Here is an 18391-nt window from a genome sequence, read left to right as displayed (position 1 = left end):
GTTACCACACATTTGAAAATGACCCGAACATTAAAAATAACACTTTCTATAATAACAGTAATTTTAGGTTGGTTAATGATTGGAATTGGATATACAGCGAAAATTGGTCATCCAATTAGTACAATTCTGTTTTTGCTCGGAATTGTTTGTTTTTTTATTGGATGCATATGGTTTATTCTTTCAATTAAATCAACTAAAAATATTAATTAATAACTTGAATTGAAAACAGCCGAATTTTTAAAAATAAAGACGAGTTATCTCGGAATCGGAATTAAGTCAGTTCTATTTTTCGGAATTCTGCTACTTCTGATTTTAATTCAGATATTAGCTTTTTTCTTAATATTTGGCTCTGGAGCTGGTGCAAGTAAAGTTTCCGAATTATGGTATGTTGAATTAAGATTTAACTATCTGCCGATTTTAATTGTTGACGGATTTTTAGTTTATAGAATTATTAAAAATACAACAATGGAGAATACGTGAAATTCAAAACGAATTTGATTACACTTTTGATTTTGATTCTTCTATTCTCAATCAGAAATCAAATCGAGCAACTGATTTACTGAATGGCTAATAAAATCGTGTGGTAACACCGTGTATAATTAATGGCTAGTTTTAGCTTGCTTACGAAAATCCTCGCGGATTTTCTATTAGGTTTTTATTTGCTAAATTATGTGCTTAAACAAGCCACTAATCATACACCACAACGTTGTGTTTAATTATGAACGACTTACCATTTGAAATATTTGCTTTTGGAGGGCTTTTACTTTTGTACTTGGCTTTATACTATTTGTCTGAATGGATAATAAAAATCGAGCTGAAAAAGAAAAAGACTAATAGAATATCCAAGGCAATAACTTACAGAACGATAACAAAACGTGGTGAGAAATATGATTATGAATTCCCATTGAACCCAAACATTGACGGATTTTGGATTAGACTATTTGCTAAGTTATTTGACTACGGAATTTATTTGAGTGTTTTATATTTGATTGACAGGTATCTGACAGAAATAAATCTTTACCCATTTTTGTTAGCATTTTTTGCTTTGTTTGTCATTAACCCGATTTTCGAATCTCTAACTGGAAGAACCTTTGGAAAATATATTTTTGGAATGAGAGTCATTGACGATTTTGGAGATAATCCGTCATTTTTGACATCATTTATAAAAAACTTATTGCAACTTTTCAGTATAGTCTTTTATGTACTATCAAGTGCAACAATATTGGAAGATGAAATGTTTTTCCATAATAAAAGGACTTTTACATACACGATTTGGAATAAAGACAAAGAAAAAATATTAACTGAATTAAATAACTAAACACAACAATGGCTATAAGTAATTGCTTGTTCTCGCCTACTTCCGAAAATCCTCGCGGATTTTCAGTTTGGTGTGTACTTGCAAAGTTAAGTGATAACCCACGCAACTACTCATAGCCGAAACCGTTCAGGCCAATTGCCTGCGGCCGTAGCTCTCCGCTATGAAATTTTGATTTTAAGGCTTAAACACCAATCAATTCGAATGTGAGTATGGCTAAAACTACTAATCAGCCTGAAGATCTTCAAAATTTCAAGACTCCCAATCTACTCAATTGGCCTGAACGGCAAAGGTGTGAAACGCCTTGATCGAAAAGTAGGTCGGTACCTGGCTAGGATCTCGCTTCCTCCAACAACTGGCACGAACATCGCATAAAGCGCATAAGGCGTTCCAAATGCTCCACGCGAGGCTTCAATTCCTCAACAATAACTATCTTCATCAATCAAAACCAATCAATAGCAAGGTAACAGCCAAACGTGAGGGAACGCCTCACACGCATTATACCTTTGCCGTTGTGCAACATTGAAAAAAAACATCGCGAATTGAAATTTAAAATCGGATTATCATTATTTTTTGTTGGCGGATTTTTCTTTTTTTGGATTTTAGGTCCGATAATAACTAACAAACTAAAAAACGGACTGAAAAAGCGGAACTCGATATTAGTTGAAAAGGCACCTGCGATTTTCAAGTTTTATCACTATTTCTTCAGAGCATTTGCAATATTTTGCCTGATATATATAGTTTTAATTTGGTCAGGATATGTACAAATTCCAAATGAATAGAAAATGAAAAATGTTCTGATTAACGCATTACTATTTATTCTTTTAAGCGGATGTTCGATATTGAAAAGTGAAAAGATTTATCAAGGCAGTTATAAAGAACATAACATCGAATTATCCTTTTTGAACTCGAAAAAAGGTAGAATTATAATTAACGAAAATGATACAATTCCTTTTGCATATAAGATTGAAAAAAACCGAATAAACCCAAAAACCAATAAAATTAATGACGTGGAGTTTTACGTTTATCGCTTTACGATTAATGCTGAATATGAATTGGATTTTCCGATTGGATTTTATGAAATCGGACAAAAAGGTGGCGATCTTTTACAAGGAAATGACGGAATAATTTTAGTGAGAAAACGGAACTAAAACTTAATAAAACAACGTTGCACAACAACGTATATAGCTCATAGCTAATTTGTTTCTTAATCGAAGTTAAGGCGTATTTGCAAGTCCGCCAAATTTTTTAATTTGGCTTTTTGACAAAAAAAGATAAAAAAGGAAATTAAAAAATTCGGCTCGTACTTAACCGAATATTTATCGCTAATTTGCACGCTACTAGCCATATACACAACCGTTGTAACACATTTTGAGAAACCTATTAACTTACATATTGATTTTTACTATTTGTTTCGGATGTTCTGACAACAACTCTGAATGGAAATCTGAAATGAATGCAACAATATTCTTTGGAGCAGTACCGAAAAATGAAAAGTTTAATTTGACTTTCAAAAAATCGAAAAATACACTGAATTTTAGATACGTAAATCAAATTGATACAACAAAAACGATAGCGATAAGCAAAATAATTAATGCTGACACTCTTCTTTTTGGATTTGACAAGTTTCTAAAAACTAACAAAAAGCCTTTCACAAATGATGAACTTCAAGGATTGGAGTTTGACTATTATGACACAATAGATTATGCAGATGACGCAACTGGACCGATTTTATTTAATGAGAAATATGGACTTCTCGCAATTAACAATGTATTCGGACCGACAATCATATTTTTGGATAAAAAAGATGATTATCTGACTGAATATATAATTGATAAACTAAATGAATAAAAAACGTGTTACAACAATGTATAACCGCAATTACGGCGGATTCGACTACGTCCGAATCCACTCTGAATTGCTAACGTCAGTGCTTAACCGAAAATTAATGCATATTAACCCGTAACTGCGGTTATACGCACCGTTCTACATCATATGACCAAAATCACGAAAGCAATTTTATTATGTACAGCTCTTCTAATTATAGGTTGTAGTAAGAAAATATATGAGTTTGACGACGGTAAACGAAAATCACAGTTCATTTTAAAAAATTTAAAATTTACGTATGTTGAAGAGAGTAACGCTGAGTCCTTCAGATCTGCTGGAACTTTCTATGCAACGGATACATCAATTGTCTTCAACTTTCGGAAAAGCTTAAAGCTTCCGTTTAGCTATGCAACTAAAAATATCAAGGTTGTTTCAAGTGTTAACCAAGATGAATTTCCAGAAATCACAGTAATAAGTAATTTCGATGACTTTCCAGAATTTGATGCCCAAGTAATACTTCGTGACGCAGAATTAAAAACGCTTGAAAGGTTGGAAACTGATTTTGATGGAAAAGTAAAAATTAAAAAACCAAGTAAGGTTTACGAAATAGAGATTTCTAATAATATTGGCTCTCGAAAATCAATTTTTAAGTTTAAGCCTTATACAAACAGCAATATCCAAGTCCATTTGTCAACTATCGATTATGGTGGCAAACCTATAGAAACTCCTTGCCTTTCTGTGCTCATAGAGCCGATTATAATCGCTGATATTCTAAAAGAAAACGAAACCGATGGGGTATTTGTTCTTAATAGCTACAAATACAAGCTAATCGAATAAATACGATGTAGAACACTGGCTATACGCAATTGCTCGGTTCTTGCTCATCCCTAAAATTTCTGCGAAATTTTCTATGGTTTGGGTATATTTGGGAAGACAAGGCTAAGACACGCAACTGCGCATAGCCTAAACCGTTCAGGCCAATTGCCTGCGGCCGTAGCTCTCCGCTATGAAATTTTGAAGCTAAGGCTTCGAATCACAAAATATTTGAGTGCCTAAATTCTCAAGATCTTCAACCAGTCACGGTACCACAAAATTTCAAGACTCCCGATCTACTCAATTGGCCTGAACGGCAAAGGTGTGAAACGCCTTGGTCGAAAAGTAGGTCGGTACCTGGCTAGGAGCTCGCTTCCTCCACCAACTGGCACGAACATAGCATAAAGCGCACGAGGCGTTCCAAATGCTCCACGCGAGGCTTCAATTCATCAACAATAACTATCTTCATCAATCAAAACCAATCAATAGCAAGGTAACAGCCAAACGTGAGGGAACGCCTCACACGCATTATACCTTTGCCGTTGCCCACAATTTGAAAAACATACTCTAAATGAAAAAAATACTGATTTTAATTCTATTCATTTATTCCAATATTGGATTTAGTCAATCAAAAGCAATTGATTCTCTTAAAATTAAAACGACTGAAATTTCTGCAGAATATAAAACTTCTGAGAAGTTGGAATGCCAAGCAGTGCAATCAAAATTGCTTTACGAAAATCCCGAAATGTATAGTTTTATTCTTGGAGAAACTATAGATAAAAGATTTCAAACTTTTGAATACGATGGAAAAAAAGGTTCTATATTATATTTCGAATTTGACAAAGACGCCGAAAACGGAAAAGGATTTATCGAAAGTCTACTCTGGGGCGGAAAAAAACCGAATAAAGCTCATCCCGAACAAATAATTACTAAAGGAAATGTAATGATTATATTGAGTTTCCCTTTCAAAAGCAAAGTGGGAAAAGAGCTAAACGAATTGATTACGAATAAATAAACTGTGGGCAACAATGTATATAAAAAATAGCGCAAGTCATTGCTATCACTAAGGTTTGGGCATTTTTGGAAAGTCGCCAAATTTTTAAATTTGACGATTTCCAATAAAAAAGATAAATAGTAAAATTTAAAAATTCGGCTTGTGTTAATCCGAAAAGAAACCGCTTATTTTCAGCGCCACTTTTCATATACGGAGCCGTTGTAAGCAAGCTGTAAAAACCGAAAATGAACGAAATTTTGAGTTGGAATATTAACAAAGAAAAACTGATTGACTACAAATCGGAAGGTTGGACTGAAGATTATTTCGTTTCATCGCCAAATAATGAATACGGAATTATAGTTTACAATATTGAAGAATGGAGAATGGGAGCTTATGCTGGACTAATTGGAATTTACTCAAACTCTGACAATCCGAAACTTGAACTGAATTCAAGCCGAACTTGGATATATTTTCAAAACGACAAAACGTTTGACTTCCTTGAAAAGTCGGAATGTATAGTTTGTAGAAAACCTGCCCACAATCCGAATAATCCGAAAGGTGGTTTTCCTTTTGTTATCATTAATCTGAAAAATAGAAAATTTGCATTCTTTGATTTTGACCCAACATCAATTTATTACGGACTTGAGGAAACTGAAAAAAATAAAGCAAAATTAATTGAGATTCATCCGAGAGATTTAGAATATCTGAACAGAGAAAAACGGACAGACGAAATTGTGGATTTAGATAAATTAAAATGGCTCGACTTGATTGACTTTGACCGAGCATTGGAAAAATATTATGAATAAAAAAAGCCAGCTTACAACAATGGCTATAAGTAATTGCTCGTTCTCGCCTACTTCTGAAAATCCTCGCGGATTTTCAGTTTGGTACGTACTTGCAAAGTTAAGTGCTAACCCACGCAACTACTCATAGCCAAAACCGTTCAGGCCAATTGCCTGCGGCCGTAGCTCTCCGCTATGAAATTTTGAAGCTAAGGCTTCGAATCACAAAACATTTGACTGCCTGCATTATCAAGATCTTCAACCAGTCACAGGACCACAAAATTTCAAGACTCCCAATCTACTCAATTGGCCTGAACGGCAAAGGTGTGAAACGCCTTGATCGAAAAGTAGGTCGGTACCTAGCTAGGATCTCGCTTCCTCCAACAACTGGCACGAACATAGCATAAAGCGCATAAGGCGTTCCAAATGCTCCACGCGAGGCTTCTATTCAACAACATTAACTATCTTCATCCATCAAAACCAATCAATAGCAAAGTAACAGCCAAACGTGAGGGAACGCCTCACACGCATTATACCTTTGCCGTTACCTGCAATTATGAAAAACATTCTGCTTATCATTATTATTTGTTTTTTAAACCAACTTTCTGCTCAAGAAATAGTCGGAATGAAAGACTTATATGTTGAAAATGATTTGACTTACAAAGTTGCGGACGATAAATTGTTTTCTGGACAAGCTCAACACGTTCGGAAAAATGAACATTTAGTCTATGAAGAATATTTTGAGAATGGAAAATTGACTAAATCTATTACCTATTACAACGGAACTGAAAAGCCAACACCTGCAAGTGAAACTGAATATTATTGGGAAACTCAAACAAAACGCAAGGAAACGAATTACGGACTGAACAAACCAACAACTGAATTTAAGCACTACAATAAAAACGGAAAAAAGACTCTAATCGAGCAGTACGAAAATGACAAACTGATTTATCGTTGTGAATATCAAAAAAATAAAAAGCACGGAACTGAATACTGCCTGAAAGATGATGGAACTGAATTACGAATTGAATATCGGAATGGCAAAAAAGTAAAAAAATAACAGCAGGTAACAGTGTATAACCGTAATTACGGCGGATTCGACTACGTCCGAATCCACTCGGAATTGCTTAGATCGGTATCATACGGAAAATTAACGCACGTTAACCCGTAACTGACGGTTATACGAGACCGTTGTGCCTAATTGCAGAATGACAGAAACTAAAGAAAAATACGAGAAAATTTTATTCAAATATCACAGCAATGTTCTTGATGAACTGACTGTAGAAACTATGTGGGCAGAAATAATTGACAAGGATAACGGAATTTATAAATTGGACAATATTCCTTTCTACGGACCACAAATCGCAACCGATGACGAATTTTACGCGGAATTTGACGAATCGGAAAAAATGCTGACTTATAAAAAAACAACCAAACATTCTGGAAATTCTATAGTTTTAGTAATCATAACCAAAAAAGGATTTGACAAAGAAATTATTAGAAACCGATTTAAAGAATTGGATTGTGAAAGTGAAGGACTTAATGACATTTACTTTTCAATGGAAATTGTAAAAAAAGTTAATTATTCGGGAATAAGAAAAATATTAGACGAGTATGAAAATGACGGAATTATTGAATTCGCAGAACCTTGTCTATCGGACAAACATCGAGCTGAATTAAAAAACAACTAGGCACAACAATGTATAAAAATAATTGCTCAGTTTTGGGCTTAACCAAAGGTAGTTGCAAGTTTACTACGTCTGATTTTCCTGCGGAAAATCCTCGCACGTAAACCCGCAACTATTCTTATACGAGACCGTTCAGGCCAATTGCCTGCGGCCGTAGCTCTCCGCTATGAAATTTTGATTTTAAGGCTTCGAATCACAAAACATTTGAGTGCCTGCATTATCAAGATATTCAATCAGTCACAAGACCACAAAATTTCAAGACTCCCAACCTACTCAATTGGCCTGAACGGCAAAGGTGTGAAACGCCTTGATCAATAGGTAAAGGTATACTTGGCAAGGCTACGCTTCCTCCAACAACTGGCACAAACATAGCATAAAGCGCATAAGGCGTTCCAAATGCTCCACGCGAGGCTTCTATTCAACAACATTAACTATATTCATCCATCAAAACCAAACAAAGACAAGGTAACAGCCAAACGTGAGGGAACGCCTCACACGCATTATACCTTTGCCGTTGTAAGCAAGCTATAAAAACAGAATGGCAACATTATTAGACGATATAAAAAAGCAATCCGATTGGACGGTTAAAGCGTTCAAATCGGATGGAATTGAACTTGATTATTCAATGGGAAGTTTAATTGAAATTGACCGATTTATCCAAAAATACACTAAAGACGGACAACCGATAAAAGGTGGTCGACTTGCCAAAGGTTATGGCGGAAAGATTTTTTCGATTGGCTCATATATTGGAGAAACTTTAATAAAAAATGTTCCTGATTCGAAATGGATTACTGATGACAATGACCCTCACGGAGAAGTGAATATCGAAGTAAATTTATCAGACGGAACTCAATGTTGGCCAATTCAAAAATTAATGAAAAGGATTCAAAACGGACTTGAGGACGGGATTTATCCTTATGGAGTAAGCGTGACAAACAATAAAGCGGATGAAAAGTGTGACGGAGAGTTTTGGAAAATAGAAAGTGAAGTAAAACCAATGGAACCGAAAAAACCTTGGTGGAAATTTTAAAAATAAAAAAGCCAGCTTACAACATTATATAACCGCAATTACGGCGGATTCGACTACGTCCGAATCCACGCGTAATTGCTACCGTAGGTGCTTATCCGTAAAACATTAAATTTAATCCCTTAACTGCGGTTATACTAAACGTTGGCATTAATTTGATGAAACACCCGGAATTAATCATATTATTTATAATGATAGTCCTTACTTCTTGTTTGTAAAATGTAGAAATGACTGAATATAGCTACGTTTACAAACAAAAAAGCTTGAATGAAAAATATGCTATTTATCAATATAGCAGACCTGGATTAATGGCTTTCAGCAGCGATATAACAGGAACAAGATTATTGCCAATTAATAAAGAGTTTTCTGAAAAAAACGGAATCGAAATAAATGGAAGAATAAAACAATGGATTTCTGAAGACACATTAGAAATTTATCGATTCAATAATCCAAAAGATTTTGAACAACCAAAAGATACTTTAAAAAAAGTATATTACGAGAAAGCATATGATTTGACTTTAAAAGTTGTCGAAAATGACAGAATAAATGCTGGAAGACTACAAGAAAAATATTTTGACTCATTGAAAATTAACCAAAATAAAATTACATTTTTCGGACTAAAGCACAAATTTGGACCTAAACCAATTAACGAAATTGAAACTTATAATTTAGGTGATTTTAAAATTCTATCGATTAAAGATTCAATCCAAAAAATTGAACACCACTTCCTCGAAAAAGGAATGGATCTTAAATATCACAATTCAGACGGAACTATAACTGAAAATCTACCTCGAATTGAAATTAAAACGGTTTGGTTTTACCCAACCAAAAAGTTAAAGACAAATGATTATAATGAAAAAAACGGAATATTTAACGAAATAAAAACTAATGCCAACAATGGCTATAAGTAATTGCTGGTTTTCGCCTACTTCTGAAAATCCTTGCGGATTTTCAGTATGGTGTGTACTTGCTAAGTTTAACGCTAAACCACGCAACTGCTCATAGCCGAGACGTTCTGTGCAAGCTGAAAAACAAATGAACAGCAAAAAGAAATGGAGGAAAGATTATTACGCTGGACAATTACTTTGGTTCGGAATTGCTTGTATTGGTTGTGCATTTTATTTTTTTGCGCCTACCCTATTCACAACAGAAAAGTCTCTAATTGAAAAACGTGGAGAAGTAGAGAATGTAAAAGCATTTTACACAAGAGTTAGTTCTAAAGGTCATAAAAGCGTGAAGTCGGAACTAATATTAAATCTTAAAAATGATACTCGAAACTATAAATTAGCTAAAAACATTGAACAGAGTTGGAATAATGAAAAGTATGAGCTAATTGAGAGAGAATTAAAAAAATCTGGAAAAGCAATTGTTTGGATTAAGGAAAGTGAACAATCTGAAATGGAACCTGAAGTATTTCAAATTGCAACTGGAGAAAACAATATACTCTATGATATGAATGACGTGAAATCTGAATTAAGATTTCTCTTTCCTTTTTTGTTAATAATGGGATTTTTTGGAATTGGAGTTTACCTAAACCATAAGTATCCGAATCGAATTAAAAGTTTGATGAGAAAAAAGCCAGCACACAACAATGTATAACCGCAATTGCGGCGGATTCGACTACGTCCGAATCCACTCGGAATTGCTAACGCCAGTTCTTAACCGAAAATCATTAACTTTAATCCCGTAACTGATGGTTATACGAGACCGTTCAGGCCAATTGCCTGCGGCCGTAGCTCTCCGCTATGAAATTTTGATTTTTAAGGCTTGAGCACACATCAATTCGAATGTTAGTATAGCTAAAACTACTAATCAGCCTTAAGATCTTCAAAATTTCAAGACTCCCAATCTACTCAATTGGCCTGAACGGCAAAGGTGTGAAACGCCTTGATCAATAGGTAAGTGTATACCTAGCAAGGCTACGCTTCCTCCAGCAACTTTCACGAACATAGCATAAAGCGCATAAGGCGTTCCAAATGCTCCACGCGAGGCTTCTATTCAACAACATTAACTATCTTCATCCATCAAAACCAATGAATAGCAAAGTAACAGCCAAACGTGAGGGAACGCCTCACACGCATTATACCTTTGCCGTTGGGCACAAGCTGAAAAAGATATGAGTTCGAAAAAAGAAAAAGGTCTATTTTTATTAGAAGAAGTAATCGAGAATCTTGAAAATCCAAAATTTTCTCTTTTTAGCTGTATCCAAAAGTTAAATAGAATTGGAAAATTACTTAATGAAAAAAAACTTATAATTTGGACTGAAATTCAATTAGGTAACACTATTTATACTACAAGTCTCAAAGAACTTATATCTGCATTTATTGAAAATGAAAATGAAAACAATAAAAAAACTAAGGAAAAACTTAAAGCAATTACTAAAACAGTAAAAGAATTAGGAATTGATGTAGGAATAGATATTACAAATGAAGAATTAACTGCAAAAGCGACTGATGCTGGTGGAAGTTTTTCTAATATTGGATACATAGAAGATAAATACAAAGACTATGTAAAAACGAAAAGGGGAAATGATGGAACTTACTATACTGCAAATTTATCTCAAACACTTTCTGTCGTAAAATCATTAGCATATAAAAAAGCTTCCTTTTATCATAAAAAATACGCTTACGAACATTTACCTGAATCAAATTTTGAGATTCTTAAAAATCAAGTAGAAGATGTACTTTTTGAAATCGACCCTGAATTAGCAGAACAACTACTTTTAGCATTTAAATCAGTTTCGTCAAATAGTGAAGAAGAATGGTCTCAAGGTTTAACAAGTTGTAGGCGATTCTTTGAAAAATTAGCAGATAATTTATATCCACCAACTGAAGAAAAAATAAATGGAAGAAGTTTATCCAAAGAAAATTATATAAATCGTCTTTGGGCTTATATGGACGAAAATATAGTCAGTAAATCTAATAAAGATTTAGCAAAAAAACACGTTGACTTTCTTGGTCTATACCTACAAAGTACATTCAAACTAACAAATAAGGGTGTACATTCAAGCTTAACTAGAGTTGAAGCAATTAAAACTGTAATGCATATTTATTTAGTTTGTGCTGACTTACTTGATTTTCTTGACAAGGATAAATTTTTAGATAAAAAGCCAAGTATATATTCTGCAACATTAGATGAAATTGTAGTTGTCGGAAATGTTTCTAAAAATATCGCTAAAGAAATAATTAAATTAAGAGTTAAAAAAAATAAGATAACCGAAGATGATTTAAAAGAAATTCCTGGACTTGGAGTTAAAACATTAAAAAGGTTATTAGAAAATATAACATTAGAATCAAAATAAAGCCTGTGTACAACACCGTATATAATTTATTGCTAGCTTCTTGCCTACTAGCGAAAGTCCTCGCGGACTTTCTTGGTCGGTAATTATTTACTAAATTAGTTGCTTAAACCACGCAACAAACCATATACAACAACGTTTAGGCCAATTGCCTACGGCCGTAGCTCTCCGCTATGAAATTTTGAAGCTAAGGCTTCGAATCACAAAACATTTGAGTGCCTGCATTATCAAGATCTTCAACCAATCACTGGAACACAAAATTTCAAGACTCCCGATCTACTCATCTGTCTTCCTCTCGCTCCTACCTCGCTCGTCGGAGACAGAAACGGCAGAGGTGTGAAACGCCTTTTCATGAGGTAGGTGTTTACCTAGCTAGAATCTCGCTTCCTCCACCAACTGGCACGAACATAGCATGAAGCGCAAGAGGTATGCATTCCTCTCGCTGTGCTCGTCGGATGCAGGATGCTCCACGTGAGGCTTCTATTCAACAACATTAACTATCTTCATCCATCAAAACCAACTAAAGGCAAGGTAACAGCCAAAAGTGAGGGAACGACTCACACGCATTATACCTTTGCCGTTAGCCACTATTTGAAGAAAATGGACCTATTCAATTTTAGTAAAAGGAAAATTCAAGGATACGTTTATGCATCGAATGATGAAAACGAATTATTTGAAAATGCTAAGGTTGGTGACTCAATTATTAAAAAGAATAAGAAACCACCTTTCATTGTAGTTGACCATTCATTAGAAACCAAAATTGTTACTCAATGGCCAGGGAAATTATTTAAAGTAGAAGTAATTAATCCTTCAAGAGAGAAAAGAATAAATAAAGGATTAGTAAATGATGTATGGTACACAAGAACATTTGGAGTTAAAATATTAGAAGAAGTTGCAATCAAAGAATTATTTGGAGACAATGGACAAGAGATTGAGCAAATTATCAACTTAACAAGAAATATATCCGAAAATAAAGTTCTGGAACTATCAAAGTTTGACAAAGGATTGAACAGTGAACTGTATACAAAGGCTTGGCAAAACTGTATAAAGATTTATGACGCTAATCATCCTTTTGTTAATGATAACCACGATAACACGATTGAGCTATCAGCTAAAAATGAAAGGTATAGTTCACCAATTAAAGAAGGTTTATCTATTATATCGTCTCAATTTGACATTAGAGCAAGAGAATTAGTTGGAGATTCTGCGTTCGGAATAGATGAAGATGGAGAGATTTATCTAAAACCTGTTTGGGCAAAAGCTGTGGAGAAAATACTTCACGCTGGAATGTCATATGCTTCGGACAATATTTTAACCGAAAGTGAAGGAAAAAAATTAAGAGAACCTTTTAAAAAAGTGTTCGGAATAAATTAAAAAAACAGTGGCTAACAATGGCTATAAGTAATTGCTGGTTCTCGCCTACTTCTGAAAATCCTCGCGGATTTTCAGCTTGGTGTGTACTTGCAAAGTTTTGTGCTAAACCACGCAACTACTTATAGCTGTGACCGTTCAGGCCAATTGCCTGCGGCCGTAGCTCTCCGCTATGAAATTTTGAAGCTAAGGCTTCGAATCACAAAATATTTGAGTGCCTGAATTCTCAAGATCTTCAACCAGTCACAGTACCACAAAATTTCAAGACTCCCGATCTACTCAATTGGCCTGAACGGATTTCCGTTTGGAAAGGATAAAGTGACTCATTCATGCGGAGAAAAAGATAGCTATGCATATTTTAAAATGGAATTCTATAAAATTGGATTGACAGGTAAATGCGGATTGCAAATCACATTGGAAGAAAATGTGGCAACGGTTTATAGAAAAGAAGAAAAAGACAAACTAACAATGGAGTTAATAGTTGACCCAAATTCGATTGATATATTTTGCCGAGAGTTGAAAGTATTGGCTCAAAAAGAAAGTGGGATTGCTGAATTAAAAGCTGTCGGAAAATACACTAACAACATTGCGTAGAATAACGCACTACAACAATGTATAAAAATAATCGCTCAATTTTGGGCTTAACCAAAGGTCGTTGCAAGTTTACTACGTCTGATTTTCCCGCGGAAAATCCTCGCACCTAAACTCGCAACTATTCTTATACGAGACCGTTGTAGCCAATTTACAAAATGGATAGAAAAGAATTTTTAATCACTGTTTGGAAACAAGGAATAAAACCAATTCTGATAATCGGAGTAATCTTTTTCTGCGGTAAATTTATCTACAACATCTTCGCTGAAAGTGGAACCGAACGATTTGTGACAATCTTGATTATCGGATTCGGACTCTTAATGTTGACAGCGCATCTTATTGGTTATTTCTTCAACTCATTGACAGAAAAACTTAAAACAATATTTCCAGAAAAAGTCAAAATTTGGCTTGGAGTAATTAACAGACTTCTTGATTACATATCACCAATAATACTAGGTGTGATAATTTACCACTTCTGGAAAGAAGATTGGATAACAGCTGCAATAGTATTGGGTGTATTGTTAATCCAAAGGATAGGAGAAATTATAAAAGAAGAAAAACTGGCTACAACAATGGCTAAAAAATCATAGCCACCCTACGAGATGGCAACGCTTTTTAGCTCAACCGTTCAGGCCAATTGCCTGCGGCCGTAGCTCTCCGCTATGAAATTTTGAAGCTAAGGCTTCGAATCACAAAACATTTGAGTACCTGCATTACAAAGACCTTCAACCAGTCGCAGGACCACAAAATTTCAAGACCTGCCTGCCGGCAGGCAGGCTCCCGATCTACTTCTGTGTCTTCCTCTCGCTCCTAACTCGCTCGTCGGAGACAGAAACGGCAAAGGTGTGAAACGCCTTGATCGAAAAGTAGGTCGGTACCTGGCTAGGATCTCGCTTCCTCCACCAACTGGCACGACCATAGCATAAAGCGCCTCAGGTATGCATTCCTCTCGCAGTGCTTGTCGGATGCAAGATGCTCCACGAGAGGCTTCAATTCCTCAACAATAACTATCTTCATCAATCAAAACCAATTAAGGCAAGGTAACGGGCAAACGTGAGGGAACGCCTCACACGCATTATACCTTTGCCGTTGTGTATAATGTAAAAATAGTGAAAGCGAAAAAAATCGTTCAGAACATAAATTTCAACTGAATAAACCAATAAAAATAAATTGAAACGAAAAGAAATATTTTGGCTGATTGGAACTCTAATAATTTGCTTTCTAATTCATTTTTCTCTTGACGGATTTGATAGTTTTACCGCAACGTCAACTTTAGATTTTAATTTACACGATAGCTATTTTGTAATTCCAAATATTTTCTTTTTTCTGTTATTGACGTCATTTATATTTTTCGGAGTATATCTCGTTAGAATGTTGCGACAGAATTTTAAAAATTTGTTCGCAAATGTTGTGTTTATGATTTCAAGCATTTTAGTCATTTTGATTTTAGTAAATGTGATAACGACAATAAATTCACTCGGTCAAATATATTCTTCGATGGATTATTCAAATATTGGCGACGAAGTAAAAGAGCAAACTCAAAACAGATATAATAATACCGCGAATAGCATTTTGACTATCCTACTGATTATATTGTTATTATTGACATATTGCGGATATAAAACAGGCAGAAATTATAAGCATCGTGAGGAAAACACTATGCACAACAACGGCTATAAGTAATGCAAGATTAAGTGCTTAACACGAAATTAATCGCTAATTTGCTATGACCGCCAAAACCTTGTTTTGGCTTTTGAAATATTAAAAAAAAACCGAAAACAAGGTTCTGGCTCTGTGCTCAACCGAAAGGAAAGTAGGTGTTTGCGCCCGCAGTACTCATAGCCAAGACCGTTGGGCAACATTTGAGAAATGACCGAAATCAAATTATATAAATCAAAGAAAAAAGTTCTGAAACAATTTCTACTTGCTGCGTCATTAATTGCAGCAGGAATATGGATGATTAATAGAGATGGAGGGTCTGAAACTGACCGAATAATGGGCTGGATAGGAACTTGCTTTTTTAGTTTAGCAATTCCAGTAGGACTTTTCCATATGTTTGACAAAAGACCTCAAGTAATAATTAATGAAATCGGAATTTATGATAGAACGACTCACGACGAATTTATAAATTGGGAAATTATCAAAGATGCTTATCCAGTAAATGTTTATGGACAACATTTTATTTGTCTTTTAGTGCCAGATAATTTCAAGCCTTCCAAAAGGAAAGGGAAGTTTCATAAAGCTATGAGCAAAATTAATGAAGCTCTTGATTTTCAAGAATTGAATATACAACTTGGACAATTAGAAATGGACACAATTAAACTGACTGAATTTATAATCGCAATGACACACGCTGAAAAAAATAAAAAAGCGGAATTAATAAAAACGTTGCCCAACAATGTATAACCGCAATTACGGTGGATTCGAGTACGTCCGAATCCATTCGGAATTGCTAACGTCTGTGCTAAAGCGAAAATTAACGCATATTAACCCGTAACTGACGGTTATACGAGACCGTTCAGGCCAATTGCCTGCGGCCGTAGCTCTCTGCTGTGAAATTTTGAGGCTAAGGCTTCGATTCAGAAAACATTTGAGCGCCTGCAATATCAAGATCTTCACCCAGTCACAGGACCATAAAATTTCAAGACTCCCAATCTACTCCAGTGTCTTCCTCTCGCTACTACCTCGCTCGTCGGAGACAGAAACGGCAAAGGTGTGAAACGCCTAATCTGTAATTAGATTTGTTCCAGTATAAGCTTCTCCGCTCCAACAACTGGCAGAAACTACAAATAATGCACATCAGGAAATTAATTCTTCTCGCTGCCCACGTCAGTTCTTGACTGCTCAACTTGAAGCTGCTGTTCAACAACAACACTAACTAATTTCAACAATAATAAACAACAACAAGGCAAGGCAACAGCCCAATGTTAAGAACGTCTCACACGCATTACACCTTTACTGTCAAGTAATTTTTCTCAGAAGACTAAATCATCACTCTATTAAACCATTGGTTTAAACCAATGGTTTACATAAATCTCTAGCTTTATTCACTTTGTCTTTACTAAATATTAATAATTTGATTTTCAATGTTTTGAAAACCTCAAACCTCGTTATCCCAGAGTCAACCAGAGGTTTTAAAAAATAGATAGTCAATCTTAGTAAAAAGAGGCTATATGCTAAGAACCATTTCCATACAAAAATTAGCAACTATAAGTTGAAAGTAAAACGCTCGCTATAATCAGGCGGTAACATGGCTCCAACTTCACGCAAATACGCAGTTAGTTCTTTTTCACTCTTATGACGAGTAATGGGCAACAGCTTATTGATGATCTCAGAATGAGATAGGCCATCATCCATATAGGATTGGTATAAGTGGTAAATCGCAGTATGACGAAAGCTATACAGTCCATAATTTTCATCAAGACCTATCTTGTCTTTAATTTTTTTAAACCTACGAGTAAAGACATTTGTTTTTCCCTTCTCACTTGCGGTCCAAACCATTGGTTTATTTTGATAAGTCAACAAAGTGTCTTCATCACTGCTGCATTGAGCAACAAGTTCAGAAACCAGAGGTTTTAGCTTATCAATTATATTGATCGTAGCCATTCCCTTTTTAGTATCGACAAATATTAAATTGTTGGTAATGCTCTTTTTTTGAAGACGAATTACTTCTCTAGGCCTAAGCATTGCAAAAACCATGAATTTGATAAAATTCAATATGTAAGGGTCATTCATCTCACAACATTGCAATACCTGCTTCAATTGAGAGGCCGTAAATGGTCGATTCTTCAAAGGCTTGCTAGTCTCGGTTTTAATCCCTGCTACTGGATTTATTTCAATAACAAAATCCGCTACCAATTTGCTAAATAAGGCACTTATTGCCCTTTTATTGTTATTAATACTCGTAGGGTTATTTCCTTCTTTTTTTAAGTAGTTTAGATACGTTGCAAACTGTTTCCTCTTGAACTCATGAATCAATATTCCAGCTATAAAATTTTGCTTACACCAAGTCATAAATCGGTTATAAGCGTTCTCGTACTGGCTAAAAGTACTTTCTTTTAAAACACTTTTTTTGTTTTCCAAAGCCGACTTGAGCGCCTGCTCTAGAGATAATTTCTGTTCTTGTTGATAGTTGTTATGGTTGTTGATACGGTCTAAAGGAGACCATCCACGTCTTAGCATTTCAGTAAATGCATCTATTAATGCTTGGCCCACCTTTTTTCGTTCGCTAACAGTTTTAAACTGATTTAAACCACTATATCTTTTTATGAGTTTGCCTTCGTACCTAAAGTATATATACCAACGTTTACCAGGATCAACTGTTGGCACCTTCTTACCATTTTTAAGAACTTTAGGAATGTAAAGCTTTGGTCGTTCGTAGTTTTTTTTACCCACGGTGATTTTAAAATGATACTCGCCTTGATACTCGGCAGGCGATTCTTGTTCAACTATTAAAGTTGTCAAACATAAGAAAAGCCGCTGATATAGCGGCTTATTCATAGAAGTGCGGATGACAGGAATCGAACCTGCACGCCGTGAAGCACTAGATCCTAAGTCTAGCATGTCTACCAGTTCCATCACATCCGCATACTGGTATTCCCTATTTGGGACGGCAAATATACATACTTTCCCGATATTACAAATTCTTTGTAATAAGAAAATTTCCTGCTGCTTATCTTTACATC

General features: G+C 35.0%; 18 protein-coding genes and 1 tRNA gene. 17 read left to right on the top strand and 2 right to left on the bottom strand.

Annotated features, from left to right (window positions below):
* Positions 1 to 219: 219 nt before the first annotated feature.
* From AAU57_RS04560 to AAU57_RS04470, 17 genes are all read left to right on the top strand, one after another.
* Complete coding sequence (locus AAU57_RS04560; protein ID WP_055411796.1) at positions 220 to 480, top strand: hypothetical protein; 261 nt, start codon at positions 220 to 222, stop codon at positions 478 to 480.
* Positions 481 to 718: 238 nt separating this feature from the next.
* Positions 719 to 1318, top strand: a complete 600-nt coding sequence (locus tag AAU57_RS04555) for an RDD family protein (RefSeq protein WP_055411795.1) — start codon at positions 719 to 721, stop codon at positions 1316 to 1318.
* A gap of 782 nt (positions 1319 to 2100) precedes the next feature.
* Positions 2101 to 2466, top strand: coding sequence for a hypothetical protein (locus AAU57_RS04545; protein ID WP_055411793.1), 366 nt, complete (start codon positions 2101 to 2103; stop codon positions 2464 to 2466).
* A 301-nt stretch (positions 2467 to 2767) separates the two neighbouring features.
* Positions 2768 to 3166: a hypothetical protein gene (locus tag AAU57_RS04540; protein WP_156339996.1), complete on the top strand. Its 399-nt coding sequence runs from the start codon at positions 2768 to 2770 to the stop codon at positions 3164 to 3166.
* Between the two features lie 144 nt (positions 3167 to 3310).
* Positions 3311 to 3979: a hypothetical protein gene (locus AAU57_RS04535; protein ID WP_055411791.1), complete on the top strand. Its 669-nt coding sequence runs from the start codon at positions 3311 to 3313 to the stop codon at positions 3977 to 3979.
* 547 nt (positions 3980 to 4526) lie between these two features.
* Positions 4527 to 4970: a hypothetical protein gene (locus AAU57_RS04530; RefSeq protein ID WP_055411790.1), complete on the top strand. Its 444-nt coding sequence runs from the start codon at positions 4527 to 4529 to the stop codon at positions 4968 to 4970.
* A 224-nt stretch (positions 4971 to 5194) separates the two neighbouring features.
* Positions 5195 to 5755 (top strand): hypothetical protein, encoded by a 561-nt coding sequence (locus tag AAU57_RS04525; protein ID WP_055411789.1) that lies wholly within the window; start codon positions 5195 to 5197, stop codon positions 5753 to 5755.
* A gap of 532 nt (positions 5756 to 6287) precedes the next feature.
* Entirely contained in the window at positions 6288 to 6791 is a 504-nt protein-coding gene (locus tag AAU57_RS04520) for a hypothetical protein (protein ID WP_055411788.1), read from the top strand.
* A 148-nt stretch (positions 6792 to 6939) separates the two neighbouring features.
* Positions 6940 to 7422, top strand: a complete 483-nt coding sequence (locus AAU57_RS04515) for a DUF4265 domain-containing protein (RefSeq protein ID WP_055411787.1) — start codon at positions 6940 to 6942, stop codon at positions 7420 to 7422.
* A 535-nt stretch (positions 7423 to 7957) separates the two neighbouring features.
* A complete protein-coding gene (locus tag AAU57_RS04510; RefSeq protein WP_055411786.1) occupies positions 7958 to 8449 on the top strand; it encodes a hypothetical protein in 492 nt (163 codons plus the stop codon).
* A gap of 224 nt (positions 8450 to 8673) precedes the next feature.
* Positions 8674 to 9357 (top strand): hypothetical protein, encoded by a 684-nt coding sequence (locus tag AAU57_RS04505; protein ID WP_055411785.1) that lies wholly within the window; start codon positions 8674 to 8676, stop codon positions 9355 to 9357.
* Positions 9358 to 9481: 124 nt separating this feature from the next.
* Positions 9482 to 10045 (top strand): hypothetical protein, encoded by a 564-nt coding sequence (locus AAU57_RS04500; RefSeq protein WP_055411784.1) that lies wholly within the window; start codon positions 9482 to 9484, stop codon positions 10043 to 10045.
* 517 nt (positions 10046 to 10562) lie between these two features.
* Entirely contained in the window at positions 10563 to 11747 is a 1185-nt protein-coding gene (locus AAU57_RS04495) for a hypothetical protein (RefSeq protein WP_055411783.1), read from the top strand.
* Between the two features lie 597 nt (positions 11748 to 12344).
* On the top strand, positions 12345 to 13118 hold the full coding sequence (locus tag AAU57_RS04490) for a hypothetical protein (protein WP_055411782.1): 774 nt from the start codon (positions 12345 to 12347) through the stop codon (positions 13116 to 13118).
* A gap of 360 nt (positions 13119 to 13478) precedes the next feature.
* A complete protein-coding gene (locus AAU57_RS04485) occupies positions 13479 to 13709 on the top strand; it encodes a hypothetical protein (protein ID WP_197275389.1) in 231 nt (76 codons plus the stop codon).
* A gap of 155 nt (positions 13710 to 13864) precedes the next feature.
* Positions 13865 to 14296: a hypothetical protein gene (locus AAU57_RS04480; RefSeq protein WP_055411781.1), complete on the top strand. Its 432-nt coding sequence runs from the start codon at positions 13865 to 13867 to the stop codon at positions 14294 to 14296.
* A 1279-nt stretch (positions 14297 to 15575) separates the two neighbouring features.
* Positions 15576 to 16112 (top strand): STM3941 family protein, encoded by a 537-nt coding sequence (locus AAU57_RS04470; RefSeq protein ID WP_055411779.1) that lies wholly within the window; start codon positions 15576 to 15578, stop codon positions 16110 to 16112.
* 801 nt (positions 16113 to 16913) lie between these two features.
* Here AAU57_RS04470 and AAU57_RS04465 read toward each other — a convergent pair.
* On the bottom strand, positions 16914 to 18206 hold the full coding sequence (locus AAU57_RS04465; RefSeq protein WP_055411778.1) for a tyrosine-type recombinase/integrase: 1293 nt from the start codon (positions 18204 to 18206) through the stop codon (positions 16914 to 16916).
* A 5-nt stretch (positions 18207 to 18211) separates the two neighbouring features.
* Positions 18212 to 18293: transfer RNA gene (locus tag AAU57_RS04460), tRNA-Leu, on the bottom strand.
* Positions 18294 to 18391: the final 98 nt, after the last annotated feature.

It is taken from the genome of Nonlabens sp. YIK11 (assembly GCF_001413925.1).
GTDB lineage: Bacteria > Bacteroidota > Bacteroidia > Flavobacteriales > Flavobacteriaceae > Nonlabens.
Note: the sequence above shows the minus strand (reverse complement) of the source record. Positions and strands in the feature narration are given on the sequence as shown.